Origin of the sequence: Bacillus sp. FSL R5-0712 (genome assembly GCF_038593285.1) — a bacterium.
Classification (GTDB): domain Bacteria; phylum Bacillota; class Bacilli; order Bacillales; family Bacillaceae; genus Bacillus; species Bacillus safensis.
Genome location: NZ_CP151981.1, coordinates 1404330 through 1421203 on the forward strand (window position 1 = coordinate 1404330; position 16874 = coordinate 1421203).

17 protein-coding genes are annotated in these 16874 nt (G+C 41.0%); 13 read left to right on the forward strand and 4 right to left on the reverse strand.

From position 1 onward, the window contains the following. Nucleotides 1-299 precede the first annotated feature (299 nt). The 8 genes from NSU11_RS07000 to lepB all read left to right on the forward strand — a co-directional run bounded on the left by NSU11_RS07000 (nt 300) and on the right by lepB (nt 8592). The gene (locus tag NSU11_RS07000) at nt 300-926 is read left to right on the forward strand and encodes a YIP1 family protein (RefSeq protein ID WP_024424735.1); all 627 of its coding nucleotides are present in this window, start codon (nt 300-302) and stop codon (nt 924-926) included. Between the two features lie 9 nt (nt 927-935). Continuing rightward, nucleotides 936-2042, forward strand: a complete 1107-nt coding sequence (locus NSU11_RS07005; protein ID WP_342493863.1) for an efflux RND transporter periplasmic adaptor subunit — start codon at nt 936-938, stop codon at nt 2040-2042. Then, the gene (locus NSU11_RS07010) at nt 2039-2740 is read left to right on the forward strand and encodes an ABC transporter ATP-binding protein (protein ID WP_024424737.1); all 702 of its coding nucleotides are present in this window, start codon (nt 2039-2041) and stop codon (nt 2738-2740) included. The genes NSU11_RS07005 and NSU11_RS07010 overlap by 4 nt, the downstream gene beginning before the upstream one ends. Continuing rightward, a complete protein-coding gene (locus NSU11_RS07015) occupies nt 2727-3920 on the forward strand; it encodes an ABC transporter permease (RefSeq protein ID WP_024424738.1) in 1194 nt (397 codons plus the stop codon). Before NSU11_RS07010 ends, NSU11_RS07015 begins: the two co-directional genes overlap by 14 nt. Before the next feature lie 318 nt (nt 3921-4238). After that, on the forward strand, nt 4239-4994 hold the full coding sequence (locus NSU11_RS07020) for a DeoR/GlpR family DNA-binding transcription regulator (protein WP_024424739.1): 756 nt from the start codon (nt 4239-4241) through the stop codon (nt 4992-4994). Next, the gene (gene pfkB, locus NSU11_RS07025; RefSeq protein WP_024424740.1) at nt 4991-5902 is read left to right on the forward strand and encodes a 1-phosphofructokinase; all 912 of its coding nucleotides are present in this window, start codon (nt 4991-4993) and stop codon (nt 5900-5902) included. Before NSU11_RS07020 ends, pfkB begins: the two co-directional genes overlap by 4 nt. A 13-nt stretch (nt 5903-5915) precedes the next feature. Beyond that, on the forward strand, nt 5916-7808 hold the full coding sequence (locus NSU11_RS07030) for a fructose-specific PTS transporter subunit EIIC (protein WP_342493864.1): 1893 nt from the start codon (nt 5916-5918) through the stop codon (nt 7806-7808). Nucleotides 7809-8019: 211 nt separating this feature from the next. Further along, nucleotides 8020-8592 carry a signal peptidase I gene (gene lepB, locus NSU11_RS07035; RefSeq protein ID WP_029706712.1) on the forward strand — a complete coding sequence of 191 codons (573 nt, stop codon included), beginning with the start codon at nt 8020-8022 and terminating at the stop codon, nt 8590-8592. Between the two features lie 63 nt (nt 8593-8655). On the opposite strand, the gene NSU11_RS07040 is transcribed toward lepB, so the two are convergent. Further along, complete coding sequence (locus tag NSU11_RS07040; protein WP_039178200.1) at nt 8656-8931, reverse strand: hypothetical protein; 276 nt, start codon at nt 8929-8931, stop codon at nt 8656-8658. Between the two features lie 143 nt (nt 8932-9074). On the opposite strand from NSU11_RS07040, the gene NSU11_RS07045 reads away from it, so the two are divergent. Beyond that, nucleotides 9075-10694: an ATP-binding cassette domain-containing protein gene (locus tag NSU11_RS07045; RefSeq protein WP_342493865.1), complete on the forward strand. Its 1620-nt coding sequence runs from the start codon at nt 9075-9077 to the stop codon at nt 10692-10694. A gap of 34 nt (nt 10695-10728) precedes the next feature. Here NSU11_RS07045 and NSU11_RS07050 read toward each other — a convergent pair whose 3' ends face one another. The 3 genes from NSU11_RS07050 to mreBH form a co-directional block, all read right to left on the reverse strand. After that, nucleotides 10729-11961: an aminopeptidase gene (locus NSU11_RS07050; RefSeq protein WP_058837765.1), complete on the reverse strand. Its 1233-nt coding sequence runs from the start codon at nt 11959-11961 to the stop codon at nt 10729-10731. Nucleotides 11962-12068: 107 nt separating this feature from the next. Beyond that, nucleotides 12069-12200: a protein YkpC gene (locus NSU11_RS07055; RefSeq protein ID WP_003210922.1), complete on the reverse strand. Its 132-nt coding sequence runs from the start codon at nt 12198-12200 to the stop codon at nt 12069-12071. A gap of 74 nt (nt 12201-12274) precedes the next feature. Then, nucleotides 12275-13282, reverse strand: a complete 1008-nt coding sequence (mreBH, locus tag NSU11_RS07060) for a rod-share determining protein MreBH (RefSeq protein WP_024424745.1) — start codon at nt 13280-13282, stop codon at nt 12275-12277. Between the two features lie 276 nt (nt 13283-13558). On the opposite strand from mreBH, the gene NSU11_RS07065 reads away from it, so the two are divergent. From NSU11_RS07065 to NSU11_RS07080, 4 genes are all read left to right on the forward strand, one after another. Next, nucleotides 13559-13837: an AbrB/MazE/SpoVT family DNA-binding domain-containing protein gene (locus tag NSU11_RS07065; RefSeq protein ID WP_017359400.1), complete on the forward strand. Its 279-nt coding sequence runs from the start codon at nt 13559-13561 to the stop codon at nt 13835-13837. 144 nt (nt 13838-13981) lie between these two features. Beyond that, the gene (locus NSU11_RS07070) at nt 13982-15292 is read left to right on the forward strand and encodes an ATP-binding protein (protein WP_058837764.1); all 1311 of its coding nucleotides are present in this window, start codon (nt 13982-13984) and stop codon (nt 15290-15292) included. A gap of 4 nt (nt 15293-15296) precedes the next feature. Then, nucleotides 15297-16133: a gamma-glutamylcyclotransferase gene (locus NSU11_RS07075; protein WP_342493866.1), complete on the forward strand. Its 837-nt coding sequence runs from the start codon at nt 15297-15299 to the stop codon at nt 16131-16133. Nucleotides 16134-16170: 37 nt separating this feature from the next. After that, on the forward strand, nt 16171-16839 hold the full coding sequence (locus NSU11_RS07080) for a TrkA family potassium uptake protein (RefSeq protein WP_008345123.1): 669 nt from the start codon (nt 16171-16173) through the stop codon (nt 16837-16839). Nucleotides 16840-16874: the final 35 nt, after the last annotated feature.

The following is a 16874-nucleotide window of genomic DNA, read 5'->3' on the forward strand; positions in this document are numbered from 1 at the left end:
CTATGTAAGACTATGCGAATCCAAAAGAAAAGGATATTTATTCCGAAAGACATATTGTTTACTTAATAAAATGTTTTTAAGTCAGTAAAAGCACGATTCTGGATATGAATATGGTCGGATCATGAGGTCATTTGAAGGATTTCATTCGTGAAAATAGAATAATAGATAAAATTTTTTCTCAACGAAAATAAGAAAATTAAATGATCGATCACTTATTGGCAATCTTTTGATAAAATAGAAAGAAAAAGAGCGTCATTGTGCGTTTGCATACTTGCTTGACATAGAGAGGATGACATTTGATGAAAGAAAACATGCAAAAACCTACGATCATTGGAGTGAGCACAAGACCATCAGAGCACCTGATTAGAGTATGGGAACATCCAGTTGTTTGGTGGCCTTTATCTTGTGTGCTTATTTTAACAGTCGTTGTGACTTATTTGTCTGAGCTCGTAAATAAGGGAATGTGGGCAGATTTAAGTTTGCCGGTACCTGTTGTTTATGTGGTGACGCTCATTGGCCTGGTATTTGGCATTGTCATCAATGCAGCTATATATAAGTTCATCGTATTTTTAGCGAAAGGTGATGCATCATTTCGGCAGCTGTTTTCAGCGGTCCTGTTCATTACGCCCGTGACGATCATTGGAACGATTATTTCTCATTTGGCAGTCATCCTTTTTCATGTTCCAAAAGACATCACGGTTACCTCGTTAAACGCGCTCATTCGAATTTCTGGTCCATGGCAGGCGGTGTTAGCCAATATCGATCTTTTTGTGATCTGGAATCTTGTTTTAACAGGTTTTTTATTCATCCGAGTTGGGCGTATATCACCGAGAATTTCTTGGGTGATTATAGGCGTTTTTTATATCTTATCGTTAATTTTTCAATATATAGGAACAGCAATTAACATATCAGTAAGCTGGGGGTAGAAGGTTTTTATGAGAAAGAAAATCATCATCGGATCTATTTTAATTATTGTGATTGGACTATTTATTGGATTTAATATTGCGAAAAACCAAGCAAAGCCTGCTTCTACAGCAGCGATTAAAACAGTCAAACTCACGCCGAAAGAAATCACATCTACGGTGATGACACCCGGTACACTTTCGTTCTCTGAAGAGCAGTTCATCTATGAAGAAGAGGAAAAAGGGAAATTGAAGGGAATTGCTGTGAAAGAAGGGGAAAAGGTAAAGGCTGGAACGCCGCTTCTTACATATGAAAACAAGGAACTGGAGCTTGAGGAGCAGCAGCAAGCACTAGCCGCTGAGTCAAGTACATTAAAACTGGAACAATTGCAAAAAAGGCTGAGTGAATTAGATGAGAAAAAAGCAGGCGGATCTGACGCTAATGCCAAAAGCGAGCGAGATCAGCTTCAATTAGAACTGAAAGCGGTTGAATTAGAACAAAAGCAAGCAGAGATCAGCCAAGAAAAAGTAAAGGCGCAAATAGAAGATTTAACCGTACATAGTAAAATTGATGGAACAGTCATTTCCATTGAGCAAGAGGACGGAGCAGGGGGGCCGGAAGAAAGGCAGCCGATCATCCATATTGGTCATGAGAAAAAAATGATTGTGCGAGGTTTGATCTCAGAGTATGATGCCATCAAAATCAAAAAGAAGCAAAAAGTGAAGGTAACGTCTGATGTCATTCGCGGGAAGAGCTGGCAAGGAGTCGTGAAAAAAGTGGGCGCTGTTCCTGTCCAGACTGCAGCCGAAACAACTTCGAGCGATCAAACGGTTCAATATCCTGTTGAAGTTGAAATAAAGGGAAAGAAACCTGAGGCGAAGCCTGGTTTTAAAATGATCATGGAAATTGAAACTGATAAGCGCCAAGCGCAAACGATTCCTGAAACAGCGGTAAAAAAAGAGACTGATGGACAATACGTTTATGTTGTTCGAAAAAATGTACTGAAAAAAGTAAAAGTGGTCATAGGGGAAACATCAGGTCATGATCTTGAAGTGACAAAAGGTGTCAAGGCAGAGGATCAAATCATTGCTCATAGAGCAGATGATATGTATGACGGAATGGAAGTGGATGCTGAATGATTCAGCTTTCCAACGTAACAAAAAGCTATGAGGTCGCACACGAAACATTTGATGTATTAAGTGACATGAATCTTGTCATTGAAAAAGGCGAGTATATGTCCATTATGGGCCCGTCCGGCTCTGGGAAGTCAACATTAATGAATATTATTGGCTGTTTAGACCGCCCGACGACAGGACAATATCATTTTCAAGGTACAGAGCTGTCAGCAGCAAAGGATCAAGAGCTTGCGGTCATTCGAAATCAATCCATTGGATTTGTTTTTCAGCAATTTCACCTCCTGCCAAGGTTAAATGCGAGGCGCAATGTTGAACTGCCAATGATTTACGCTGGGATCAGCCAAAAGGAAAGAAAAGAACGTGCGGAATTGGCGCTTGAAAAGGTTGGTTTGGCAGATCGAATGAAACATATGCCAAGTGAGTTGTCAGGAGGACAAAAGCAAAGGGTGGCCATTGCACGAGCGATTGTCAATATGCCTCAGCTTATTTTAGCAGATGAACCGACTGGTGCCCTCGACTCAAAAACAAGCATGTCAATTATGGAACAGTTTACACAGCTGAATGAGGAAGGGACAACGATTGTGCTTGTCACCCATGAAGAAGAAATAGCTGCGTACACAAACCGTACGGTCGTTGTGAGAGATGGACGGCTTGTTGAAGATAGATGGATACAAGGGGACGCTATGAATGAAACTCTTTGAAAATATCAAAATAGCGCTGAATTCGGTTTTAGCTCATAAATTACGTTCTATTTTAACGATGCTTGGGATTATTATTGGTGTTGGATCAGTCATTGCAGTCGTGGCGATCGGTCAAGGCGGTGAGCAAATGTTAAAAGGATCGATTTCAGGTCCAAACAATACCATTGATATGACATATACGCCTTCTGACGAAGAGTTAAATGCAAATCCAAATGCTTTATTTGAAGCCTCATTTACTGAGGAAGACATAAAAAGCATTAGGACAATCAATGGGGTGAAGCAGATCGCCTCCTCGACTGCACAAGGAATGCAGCTGAGATTTCAAGATACGACAGTTGATGCGACAGTTAACGGCATAAATGAGGGGTATACGGATGTACATTCATTACAAATCGCAGAAGGACAGAATTTAAGAGATATTGACTTTAGAAGCGGCAGAAGAGCTGCCCTCATCTCGGATGGCTTACAAAAAGAACTATTCAATGGACAAAAGGCATTAGGTGAACTGATTTGGATAAACGGACAGCCAGTTGAAGTCATCGGTGTGTTAGCAAAACAGAAAGGGATGTTTTCATTTGATATGAATGAAATATATGTCCCATTTGCGATGCTCACCTCCACATTTGGTATGAATGAATATGATAAGTTGTCTATTCAAGTCGCACATGCGGATCAAATGAAGGAAGTAGGAAAGAGCGCGGCTGCCATATTAAATGAAAATCATCATACAGAAGATGCTTACGAAATGATCAATATGGAAGAAATCGCAGAAGGGATCGGTCAAATAACGTCCGTTATGACAACGATCATTGGCTCAATCGCCGGAATCTCTTTACTTGTTGGCGGCATCGGTGTGATGAATATTATGCTCGTTTCTGTGACAGAGAGGACAAGAGAAATCGGTATTCGAAAGGCGATGGGCGCAACAAGGGCGCAAATTCTCGTTCAGTTTTTAATTGAGTCTGTCGTTTTAACACTCATCGGCGGGCTGATGGGAATTGCACTTGGTTTAGGCGGCGCTTCGCTAGTATCACTATTTGCCGGCTGGCCGTCTCTCGTATCTTGGCAAGTGGTTTGTGGAGGCGTACTGTTTAGTATGCTCATTGGTATTGTTTTTGGGTTAATTCCTGCGAATAAAGCAGCGAGACTAGACCCTATTGAATCGCTCAGGTATGAATAATTCGGAGAAGAAAAAAGCATACAAATGGTCTACATTCGCCTTCATTACACACCAAAAGCTTTTATGCAAATCGCATAAAAGCTTTTTTTAGTTCCATTGAATGAAATAAAAAATGATAGAAATGCTAATATCATGACTTTCATCATAATGTCACATATTTTTCAGTTTACAAATGGTACATATAAAGGTAAGATGACCATGGTGAAAGATTTTGATAGTTATTGAATGTATTTGATTGTTTTGTATTGATAATGTTGAAAAAAGCGATTACAATAAAGGTGCGCGCAAAATGAATACGTTTTCAAAAGGGGTGTTCTCATGTTAACACCGGAAAGACATCAACTCATTATCGACAGCTTAGAAGAAAATGATGTCATTAAAATACAGGACTTAACGATGATGACGGATGCGTCTGAATCTACAATTAGAAGAGATTTATCAGCCCTTGAAGAAAAAGGATTTCTTAAAAGGGTTCATGGAGGAGCAGCCAAGATTTCGAGTATTCGCCTTGAACCAGATGTATTTGAGAAATCTGCCAAAAACCTTCAAGAAAAGTCATTGGTAGCAGAGGCAGCGGCATCTCTTTTAAAACAGGGCGACTGTATTTATTTAGATGCAGGTACAACCACACAGCAAATGATTGAATATATCGATCCAGATCAAGATATTGTTGTAGTGACAAACGGTGTGATGCACATTGAAGCACTTATGAGAAAAGGCATTACTTTTTACTTGATAGGCGGATCAGTGAAACATCGAACAGGAGCCATGGTGGGAGCCGCAGCTTTGACAGCGATGGAAAATTATCGTTTTGACAAAAGCTTTGTTGGGACAAACGGCATTCATCCCGAGGCGGGTTTTACAACGCCTGATCCAGAGGAAGCACTCATGAAAAAAAGAGCCATGAAACAGGCGAAAAAAACCTATATCTTATCAGATGCCTCGAAGTTTGGCGAAATATCGTTTTCAGCCTTTGCTAGTTTACAGGAAGCCACCATTATCACAAACGACGCAAAAGAGGATTCATTCGATAATTACCATGAAAAAACGGTTATAAAGGTAGTGAAAACATGATTTATACAGTTACTTTAAACCCATCAGTTGATTACATCGTACACGTGGAGGATTTTGCAGTCGGCGGTTTAAATCGTTCAACCTATGATCAAAAATATCCAGGTGGTAAAGGAATCAATGTCTCAAGGCTTTTAAAACGTCACGGTGTTGAATCAAAAGCACTTGGATTCATTGGTGGATTTACAGGCAAATATATTCAAGATTTTTTACAGAACGAACAATTACAAACAGCCTTTCACGAGGTGTCAGAAGATACAAGAATCAATGTGAAACTAAAAACAGGTGAAGAGACAGAAATCAACGGACTCGGCCCATCAATTACTGAAGCGCAATTTGAGTCGTTTCTATCTCAATTTTCTTCATTGACTGAAGGAGATGTCGTGGTTTTAGCTGGCAGCATTCCTTCTTCATTACCTCATAACACATATGAGCGTATTGCTGAAGTTTGCAGAGAGCAAGGTGTAAGAGTTGTTCTTGATATTTCTGGCGAAGCGTTAAAAAAAGCAGCAGACATGAAACCGTTCTTAATGAAGCCAAATCATCATGAGCTTGGTGAAATGTTTGAGACGAGTATTTCATCAGCAGCAGATGCAATTCCTTATGGGAAAAAGCTGTTAGAACAAGGTGCTGAACATGTCATCGTCTCCATGGCTGGAGATGGCGCTCTTTTATTCAGTAAAGAAGGTATCTTTCAGTCCAATGTTCCAAAGGGAACGCTCGTTAATTCAGTTGGAGCAGGGGATTCAGTCGTTGCAGGGTTTTTAGCCGGCGTTTCAAAAGGCCTTTCAATTGAAGATTCATTTAAGCTTGGTGTTACTTCAGGAAGCGCTACAGCCTTTTCTGAGGAGCTTGGCACAAAAGAGCTTGTTGACACACTATTACCACAAGTAAAAGTCACACGCATTTAAAGGAGGAGTCATCATGAAAATTACAGAACTACTCACGAAGCATACCATTAAGCTTCAATTAGACAGCCAGCAGAAAGAAGCAGTCATTGAAGAGCTGGTCACTGTTTTAGATACAGCAGGCAAGTTAAATGATAAAGAGGGCTACAAAGAAGCTGTGATCAATCGTGAAAAACAGAGCTCTACTGGTATTGGCGAAGGAATTGCCATCCCGCATGCTAAAACAGCAAGTGTAAAAGAGCCTGCCATTGCATTTGGCCGCTCAACTGCTGGTGTAGATTATGAATCACTAGACGCACAGCCGAGTCATCTTGTCTTTATGATTGCCGCAACTGAAGGTGCAAACAACACGCACTTAGAGGCACTTTCTCGTTTATCCACACTTCTTATGCGTGAAGAAATTCGAAAGCAGCTCCTTGAAGCGGCGACTGAAGATGAAATCATTGAGATCATCAATACACATGATCAAGATGATGAAGAAGAAGAGGAAGTTCAAGAGGAGCCGGCTGCAGAAGGAAAGCCTGCTAAAATTTTAGCGGTAACAGCCTGCCCGACAGGTATTGCCCATACATTTATGGCAGCAGATGCTTTGAAAGAAAAAGCAAAGGAAATGGGCGTTGACATTAAAGTTGAAACAAACGGCTCTGGCGGTATTAAACATGCCCTTACAGCAAAAGAAATTGAAGAAGCACCAGCCATCATTGTGGCAGCGGACAAGCAAGTAGAGATGGAACGCTTTAAAGGCAAGCATGTCATTGAAGTCCCTGTAACAGCTGGTATTCGCCGTCCACAGGAATTAATTGAAAAAGCAATCAATCAAGATGCGCCGATTTATAAAGGTTCAGGCGGCAGTTCTTCTAAAGAGGAAAATGAATCATCTGGCAAAGGAAGAAGCGGATTTTACAAGCACTTAATGAGTGGTGTAAGTAACATGCTTCCATTTGTTGTCGGAGGCGGTATTCTTGTTGCGATTTCATTCTTCTGGGGCATTAACTCAGCAGATCCTAAGGACCCTTCATTTAATTCATTTGCAGCTGTCTTAAAAGGAATTGGCGGCGATAATGCGCTTGCCTTAATCGTTGCGGTATTAGCTGGATTTATTGCCATGAGTATTGCAGATCGTCCAGGTTTTGCGCCAGGTATGGTCGGTGGTTTTATGGCGTCAGCAGCAGGTGCAGGGTTCTTAGGCGGATTGATTGCTGGTTTCCTAGCAGGTTACATTGTTGTGCTGCTCAAAAAAGTATTCACATTCGTACCGCAGACACTCGACGGGATTAAACCGGTTCTGCTGTATCCATTGTTCGGTATTTTCTTCACAGGCATTATCATGCATTATATTGTCAACACACCAGTGAAAATGGTGATGGACGGATTAACACATTGGCTTGAATCATTAGGTACTGGAAACCTTGTTTTAATGGGTATTATTTTAGCTGGTATGATGGCAATTGATATGGGTGGCCCAATTAACAAAGCGGCTTACACATTTGGTCTTGCAATGATTGCTGCTGGCAACTATGCACCGCATGCTGCGATTATGGCAGGCGGAATGGTTCCACCACTAGGTATTGCACTTGCAACAACGATCTTTAGAAATAAGTTCTCAAAACGTGACCGTGAGGCAGGGATTACATGCTACTTCATGGGAGCTGCCTTCATTACTGAAGGGGCGATCCCGTTTGCGGCGGCAGATCCTCTTCGTGTGATTCCTTCAGCTGTTATTGGTGCAGCAGTTGCTGGCGGATTAACGGAATTCTTTAGAGTGACGCTTCCTGCACCGCATGGCGGACTATTTGTTTTCTGGGTAACAAACCATCCAGTTCTTTACATCATCAGCATCTTAATCGGTGCTATTGTGACAGCGATTTTACTGGGTATTTTGAAAAAACCGGTTCAACAAGAAGCGTAATGCAGAAGAGAAGCATCGTGAAAAACGGTGCTTCTTTTTGTTTAATCATCTGTGAATTAGGAAAAAATATCTAATTAGATGGTTGTCTTGTGAATTTTTAAATGACATATGATAAAGTAAAGTTATTCAATTCACGTTTCAAGTCTTTTAGCAGAAAGTCTTAGGAGGAAGCAGTATTTTGAACGAAGAAAACAAACAAAACGAAAATGACATTCAATCTGATGCGAAGCAAGCCAAAACAGAGAAGAAAAGTTCACTGTTTGAATGGATCAAAGCCATTTTAATTGCACTTGCGCTCGTCTTGCTCATCCGTACATTTATATTTGAACCGTATGTAGTGGAAGGAGAGTCAATGGAACCGACACTTCATGACGGGGAAAAGCTGTTTGTCAACAAAACCATTAACTATCTCGGTGGTGTGAAACGCGGTGACATCGTGATTATTAATGGAAAAGATGGACAGAAGATTCATTATGTCAAACGATTGATCGGCCTTCCAGGTGATACGATTGAAATGAAGGATGATACGCTTTACATTAATGGTAAAAAAGTAGATGAGCCTTATTTAAAAGAGAACAAGGCGCATGCGAAAGAGTATGAAGTGCATTTAACTGGAGATTTTGGTCCAGTGAAAGTACCGAAAAACGATTACTTTGTGATGGGGGACAATAGACTCAATTCCATGGACAGCAGAAATGGACTTGGCCTCATTGAAAAGGATCGGGTTGTCGGGACATCAGAATTTGTTTTCTTCCCGTTTGGCGACATTCGACAGACAAAATAAAAGCACCTTCTCAGAGGCAAGAGAAAGGTGCTTGAACGAGCGACCCTTACAGAAGGGTCGTTTTTAATTTGGCGTGAGCACTGTAACAATGATCACAATGGCTAGTACCGAAGCGAATACAGATCCGGTAATGGCTAATACGGATCGAAACAATCCGATTTTTTTGTTTTCTTTTCCCCGCTTTTGTAAAAAGCGTTTGGAAAAGATGTGGACCAGTGTGTAAATGAGGACAAGCCCAATATAAAGGCCAAAGTCCTTCGCATTAAAGCCTGTTGCAGATAAATAAATGCCCATAAAGAAAATCAATAAACAGTATTCCATCAGTGTGAGTAATCTCAAATCGCCCGAACTCCTTCAATCAATCATTCCCGTTTATTATACCATAATGGACAAAAAGCCTTCGTTCTTAGCGAGAGACGTTTCTATCAAACGTTATTCATGTTATACTTCATAATGATGAATGAGTGATGGAGGATTAATAAATGATTGCAGTAAATAATGTTAGTTTGCGCTTTGCTGATCGTAAACTATTTGAAGAAGTAAATATTAAATTCACTCCTGGCAACTGCTACGGATTAATTGGTGCCAATGGAGCTGGTAAATCAACGTTCCTAAAAATTCTTTCTGGAGAAATTGAGGCTCAAACGGGTGATGTTCATATGAGCCCTGGTGAGCGTTTAGCGATTTTAAAACAGAACCACTTTGAATACGAAGAGTTTGAAGTGCTAAAAGTCGTCATCATGGGTCACAAACGTCTATATGACGTGATGCAGGAGAAAGATGCGATCTATATGAAACCTGATTTCTCAGATGAAGACGGGATTCGTGCAGCCGAGCTTGAAGGTGAGTTTGCTGAATTAAACGGATGGGAAGCTGAAAGTGAAGCAGCAATCCTATTAAAGGGTCTTGGCATTCCAGAAATCCTTCAATCGAAGAAAATGTCTGAGCTTGGCGGTTCTGAAAAGGTAAAAGTACTTTTAGCTCAAGCTTTATTTGGCAAGCCTGACGTTCTTCTTCTCGATGAGCCAACGAACCACTTGGACTTACAAGCGATCCAGTGGCTCGAAGAGTTCCTCATTAACTTTGAAAATACCGTCATCGTCGTTTCGCATGATCGTCATTTCTTAAACAAAGTATGTACACATATTGCGGACCTTGATTTCGGAAAAATCCAAGTATATGTCGGTAACTATGATTTTTGGTATGAGTCCAGCCAGTTAGCGCTGAAATTAAGCCAAGAAGCAAATAAGAAAAAAGAAGAACAAATTAAGCAGCTTCAAGAATTCGTTGCCCGGTTTAGTGCGAACGCTTCTAAATCGAAGCAAGCGACATCAAGAAAGAAATTGCTTGATAAAATCTCTTTAGATGACATTAAGCCGTCTTCACGTAAATATCCGTATGTTCATTTTGCGCCAGAGCGCGAAATCGGAAATGATGTCCTTCAAGTAGAAGGTCTATCAAAAACAATTGACGGTGTGAAAGTACTTGATAATGTCAGCTTTATTATGAACCGCGAAGATAAAATTGCGTTCTTAAGCCGTAATGAGCTTGCTGTGTCCACTTTATTTAAGATCCTTGCTGGTGAAATGGAGCCAGACAGCGGATCATTTAAATGGGGTGTCACAACGTCACAAGCCTTTTTCCCGAAAGACAATAGTGAATATTTTGAAGGAAACGATGTTGATCTCGTTGATTGGCTTCGTCAATATTCTCCGAATGATCAAAGTGAAAGCTTCCTGCGTGGTTTCTTAGGACGTATGCTTTTCTCTGGGGAAGAAGTGAAGAAAAAAGCAAGTGTCTTATCAGGAGGAGAAAAGGTTCGTTGTATGTTATCAAAAATGATGCTGTCTGGAGCGAATATTTTGCTGCTGGATGAGCCAACGAACCACTTAGACCTAGAATCCATTACAGCGCTGAATAACGGCCTCATGAGCTTTAAAGGAGCAATGCTCTTCTCATCTCATGACCATCAGTTTGTTGAAACAGTCGCAAACCGAATTATCGAAGTGACGCCAAATGGCATCGTCGATAAACAAACAACATATGATGAGTTCTTATCAGATCAAGACATCCAAAAAAGACTTCAAGAGCTTTACGCATAACAAAAAAAGACATCCTATGGATGTCTTTTTTTGATTAAATCGCCCAGTTTCCATTTCGGAAGATCGGTTCGCGTTTCCCGTCTTTTGTAATCCCGTCAATATTCATTTCCTTTGAACCAATCATGAAATCAACGTGTGTAATACTGCTGTTCACACCCGCTGCGTCTAATTCTTCTCGTTTCATTTCTTTTCCGCCTTCGATATTAAACGCATATCCGCTGCCGATCGCAAGGTGATTTGATGCATTTTCATCGTAAAGTGTATTGTAATAAAGAATATTGGAATTAGAAATTGGTGAATCATCTGGTACGAGGGCAACCTCACCTAGATAATGAGAGCCTTCATCTGTTTCAACGAGAGATTTTAAAATATCTTCGCCTTCTTTTGCTTTCACATCCACAATCCGGCCATTTTCAAAGGTTAATGAAAATTCATCAATGATGTTTCCGGCATAGCTGAGCGGCTTAGTGCTTGAGACGGTCCCATTTACACCGTCTTTTTTCGGTACGGTAAAGACTTCTTCTGTCGGCATGTTGGCCATGAACGAGACGCCGCGTTCACTTACGCTGCCAGCACCTACCCAAATATGCTGCACTGGAAGCTCAATCGTTAGGTCTGTGCCCGGTGCTTCATAATGAAGCTTATGGTAGTGACGTTCATTGAGTATTTTGACCTTTTCATTTAATGACGCATCATGCTTTTTCCAAGCCTCAACAGGATCTGCTTGATCAGCGCGTGCGACTTTAAAGATTTGATCCCACAATAAAGTGACAGCTTCTTCATCTGTATGATCAGGGAAAATCTTTTTCGCCCATTCTTTTGATGCAGCACCTACGACCGTCCAAGCGACTTTGTCAGATTGAACGTATTGACGATATGTATGTAGTGCTGAACCAGCAGCTTTTTGCTGTGCAGCGATTTTTTTCGAATCAATGCCTCGCAGAAGGTCAGGGCTTTCTGACAGGATGGTAATAAAAGCACCGCCGCGTTTTGCGATGGTTTCCATCATCTGTGCTTCCCATTCTGGGAATTGCTCAAAGACATCCTGTGGCGCATGTTCAAATTTTAAACGGGTGAGAACACCATCACTCCAGCGGATATGTACGTTTTTCGCCCCGCGCTCATACGCGTGTTTCGCGACAAGACGAACAAGGTGTGCAGATTCAGTAAATGCGGATACAACCACTTCCTGCCCCTTTTGTACATTCACACCGACTTCAACGATGGTCTTGGCATATTGATCAAGTTGTTTTTCAAATGAACTCATAAAAAACCCTCCTTTAGTCATGTTCATCATATCAGATTTATGACCGAAAAGGAAAATGGGGAGCACGCTTAAAGCCAAAATAAAAAAGCCGCTTTCGTGCGGCTTTTTTAGCGGTTCAGTTGTTTCACAGGCTGTGCATTAGAAGGCGGCATATGTGAAAACGACAGGCTCATTCCTCCTAAAATAATACCCGTTAAAATGACTGTGACAACGACCCGTTTACCTAAATCAAGCAACATGTTCTTCCTCCTTCACGTTTATCCATTTCTCACGATATGATCGAAATGACGAAAAAAGAAGTAGAACATGAAGATTATTTTAATGTTTTTTGCAATTTGTCGATGACTTCTAATGAACGACCTGTTCCAATGGCAACAGACTCAAGTGGATTAGCTGCAATATGAACTGGAACAACAATCTCTTGAGAGAGCCATTCTTGAATTCCATTTAACAGAGCGCCTCCGCCAGTTAAAATGACGCCGCGGTCTACAATATCTCCGCTTAGCTCTGGAGGGCTGTCCTCTAATGTGGCACGAATCGCTTCTAAAATATGAAGAAGTGATTCTCGCATAGCGCCTTGAATTTCATGAGAGACAAGTGTGATCGTTTTTGGCAGACCTGTCACAAGGTCGCGCCCGCGCACTTCTAATGATTCAGGCTCATGCTCAATAAGACCATACCCAATTTCCATTTTCACCTGCTCGGCAGTCCGTTCGCCGATTAATAGGTTATATTTCTTTCTGACAAACGTAATGATATCTTCATCCAGCTGATCGCCGCCAATTCGGATCGAATGACAAGAGACAACACCGCCAAATGAAATAATCGCAACTTCTGTTGTTCCGCCGCCAATATCGACTACGACGTTCGCAACAGGCTCGTCTACCGGAAGATCAGCACCGATTGCAGCTGCAACAGGTTCTTCAATTAAATGCACATGTTTTGCTCCGCAGTTTTTCACAGCATCGCTGATGGCGCGGCGCTCAACAGCTGTTGATCCAGAAGGTGTACATACAACGACAGTTGGTTTTCTAAAGGTAAACCCGATATTTTTTCCTGCTTTTTTCATGATCTGTTTAAGTAAATCTGTTGTCATATCATAATCAGCGATAACACCGTCTTTCATCGGACGGATCGCAACAATTTTCCCAGGTGTTTTCCCGATCATTTCTTTTGCTTCTGATCCGACGGCAAGTACAGTCTTTGTTTCTGTATCGACTGCCACGACGGACGGTTCATTTAAAATAATTCCCTTATTTTTACTATAAACCAATATGTTAGCTGTTCCTAAATCAATTCCAATTTCGGCATTTTGAAACATGTTTTCACCCAATCTCTATTTTTGCTGTTTTAAACAATTTTACATTTAAAAGTTCAGAGGGTTGATGTCATTTGTGGGGGTTTGTGATCACCTTGAAATGAATCTGTAAAATTCAAGTATCATTTTGACAATCACAATAAATTTTCCCTTTGTTTTTTCTTTTATGAAAAAAATTTTTATAGAGGAGAAACCTTTTAAGAATCTCTTACGTCTACGATATATCAATTGGTGAAAAACAGATTGATCTTGAGCTAATGAAAGAAAGAGGGAACGAAATTGAAATCTATCGGAGTCGTAAGAAAAGTAGACGAACTAGGGCGTATTGTCATGCCAATCGAATTGAGAAGAGCACTTGATATCGCTATTAAAGACAGTATGGAATTTTTTATAGATGGAGATAAAATCGTCTTGAAAAAATATCAGCCAGAGGGTGTTTGTCTCATGACTGGTGAGATTACATCAGAGAACCATGAATACGGAAATGGTCAAATTACATTAAGCGCTGAAGGCGCAGAACTGCTGTTAAAAGAGCTGCAAGAAGCTCTTCAGCAGTAATCGAAATAGCCTGCTCTCTTCCTTTGTGCTGAGAACAGGCTATTTTTCTTTAAAAAAGTTCCTTAAAAATGCCCCATCTCCCTCAAAAAATAAGTGGAAAATGGTACAATTGACAAAGAATCTCAGGGCGGCAGGTGGAATTATTTGAACAAAACATATCAAGTGCGGATCGTGTTATCTGTTCTTGCATTTATCTTAATCATAAGCTGGGATTTCTTTTATTATCTAGGCGGCTATCAAATTAATTGGCCGCTCGATTTAGCCTTTACAGTCGTTGTGTTAGCAGGGATCTGGGTTGTCTCAGGGTATGTAGACCGCTTGACTTTGCTTGTGTCAGATCTAAATAAAAGAGAAAAAGAAGCACACGAACTGACAGAGCGGCTGAATCGAATTACAGATAACTTGCAGGAAATCGTCTTTGAAACAGATGAAAAAGGGCACATCATTTTCTTAAATCAAGCATGGAAACAAATGACCGGCTATGACATAGATGAATGTCTAGGTACGATGTACAATCAGTACTTTGATCAAGAAGAAAGAGTTATTCAGCATTTGTCATCTGTCATCAAAGAACATAAAGATTCAGGACGGATCGAGCTCCAGCTTCTTCATAAAGAGGGAAAGAAAGTATGGGGAGACGTTCATTATAAGCTCTACTTTGATGAAGAGCACCAGTTTACTGGAGGTATAGGAACAGTTGCAGATATTACAAAACAAAAGCTGGCAAAGCTTGAGCTTGAAAGGTCAAATCAACAATTGCAAATGCAGGCGCAAAAGCTGGCCGTTGCAGGACAAATCGCCGCTGGAATCGCCCATGAAGTCAGAAATCCGCTGACCTCAGTAAACGGCTTTTTGCAGCTAATGAAAACTCAATATCCTGAAAGAACCGATTATTTTGACATTATCTTTTCCGAAATTAAACGGATTGATTTTGTTTTAAGTGAACTGCTTGTGCTGGCAAAGCCGCAGTCGGTCCATTTTCAAGAAGTTCAGCTTCATGGACTGTTAGAGCAGGTCATTACATTGCTAAAAACCAATGCAGTCCTTTCGAATATTGATCTCAAACAGCCATTTAAAAAGCAGGATGCCGGAGCTATATTAGCAGACGCTAACCAAATGAAGCAGCTGTTCATTAATTTAATCAAAAATGCCATTGAGGCAATGCCTGAAGGCGGCAGCATATACATATCAACAGAAAAAGTGATGAACGAATGGAAAATTACCATTCAAGATGAAGGAAAAGGGATGTCTGAAGAGGATATTCAGAAAATCTATGATCCTTTCTTCTCCACGAAAACAGAAGGGACGGGACTTGGCCTCACCATCTGTGCAACGATTTTAAAAGATCATCACGGTAGGATGGATGTGGTCAGTGAGCTGGGAAAAGGTACAACTTTTCATATCTATTTACCTGTGTGTCAAAAAAGCAGACAGCAGCAAGGCGAGAGGACGTGATTTCATGAAGGCGAAAGCTTTATTTGTATATGGGACGCTTCTGCAGCATGAAGAACACCACGAGACATATATGAAAGAAAGCAGACCATTAGCTAAATCAGCTTGGATCAGCGGCAAAATCTATGATACAGGTCAAGGATACCCTGCGTGCGTTCCAGAAGAAACAAGCACAGTATATGGAGAATTGTACGAGGTAACCGCAAGCACGCTGAATAAGATAGATTTACTTGAGGAAGGGTATGACAAGCAGGTGGTCGATGTCATGACAGACCGGGGGCTGGTGGCGGCTGTTACATACACTTTACCAAAACAGAAGGCATCAGCGCTGAAGGAAATCGAGACTGGCTGCTGGAAGGAATATAGACTATGGCAGCAGAGGCCGGCATCCTTCTATTATTTTGCCTATGGCTCTTGTATGGATGATGCAAGATTTAAACTGGCAGAAGTCGATCATTATTTTAAACAAATCATCGGCGGTGGTGCTCTGAACGGCTTTACAACTAGATTTACATTGGTGAGGCCTGATGGGTCAAGAGCCGATATGGTAGAAGACGGCGGAGAAACAGAGGGCGTTTTATATGAGGTTCCTTTTGATGCCATTCGATATTTGTACAAACGAGAAGGCGTATATGAGGGCACATATCGTCCAGCTTTTGTGGATGTTAAAATAGGTGACCAAATATATGAGGACTGTTTAACCTTTCTTGTTCTTCAAAAGAGCGAAGAAATTGCTCCACCAGGTCATTACCGCAGTGAAATTGAAAAAGGAGCAGACCTCTACTTAAGTGAAGCGTTCCGTAAAAAAATTCGCTCGCATATGGATTCATTAATCAAACCGTAGTAAAATGCATGGTAAGTGAGATAAAAGGAGTCTGAACATGAAAAAGGAATATGCAGTCATTGGTCTTGGACGCTTTGGCGGGAGTATTTGCAAGGCGCTGAGCGAAGAAGGACTTGAAGTCATGGCCATGGATATGAATGAAGATCGAGTGAACGAATACGCGAAAATTGCCTCACATGCGGTGATTGGTGATTCGACGGACGAATCTGTTTTAAAAAATCTCGGCATTCGCAATTTTGATCATGTCATCGTTGCGATTGGTGAAAACATTCAGGCCAGTATTTTAACGACGATCATGCTGAAAGAGCTTGGCGTCAAAATGGTCACAGTAAAGGCGCAAAACGACTATCACGAAAAGGTACTAAATAAAATTGGGGCTGACCGCATCGTTCATCCAGAGCGGGACATGGGCAGACGAATTGCACATAAAATCATCTCCAATAACGTATTAGATTATCTTGAGCTGTCAGATGAGTACAGCCTCATTGAAATCGTTGCCAACAGCAGGCTTGCAGGGCATTCTCTTCTAGATCTCGATATTCGAGCGAGATATGGCATTAATATTGTGGCGATTAAGCGTGGAAAAGAAGTGATTGTTTCACCGCTCGCAGATGAAATGATTCAAAAAGAAGATATTCTGATTGTCATTGGGGCAGTAGCCGATATTGGACGCTTTGAAAAACGAGAAATGCAGAACGATTATTAAACACCCTGGGCGGGGTGTTTTTTTATATGATTGTG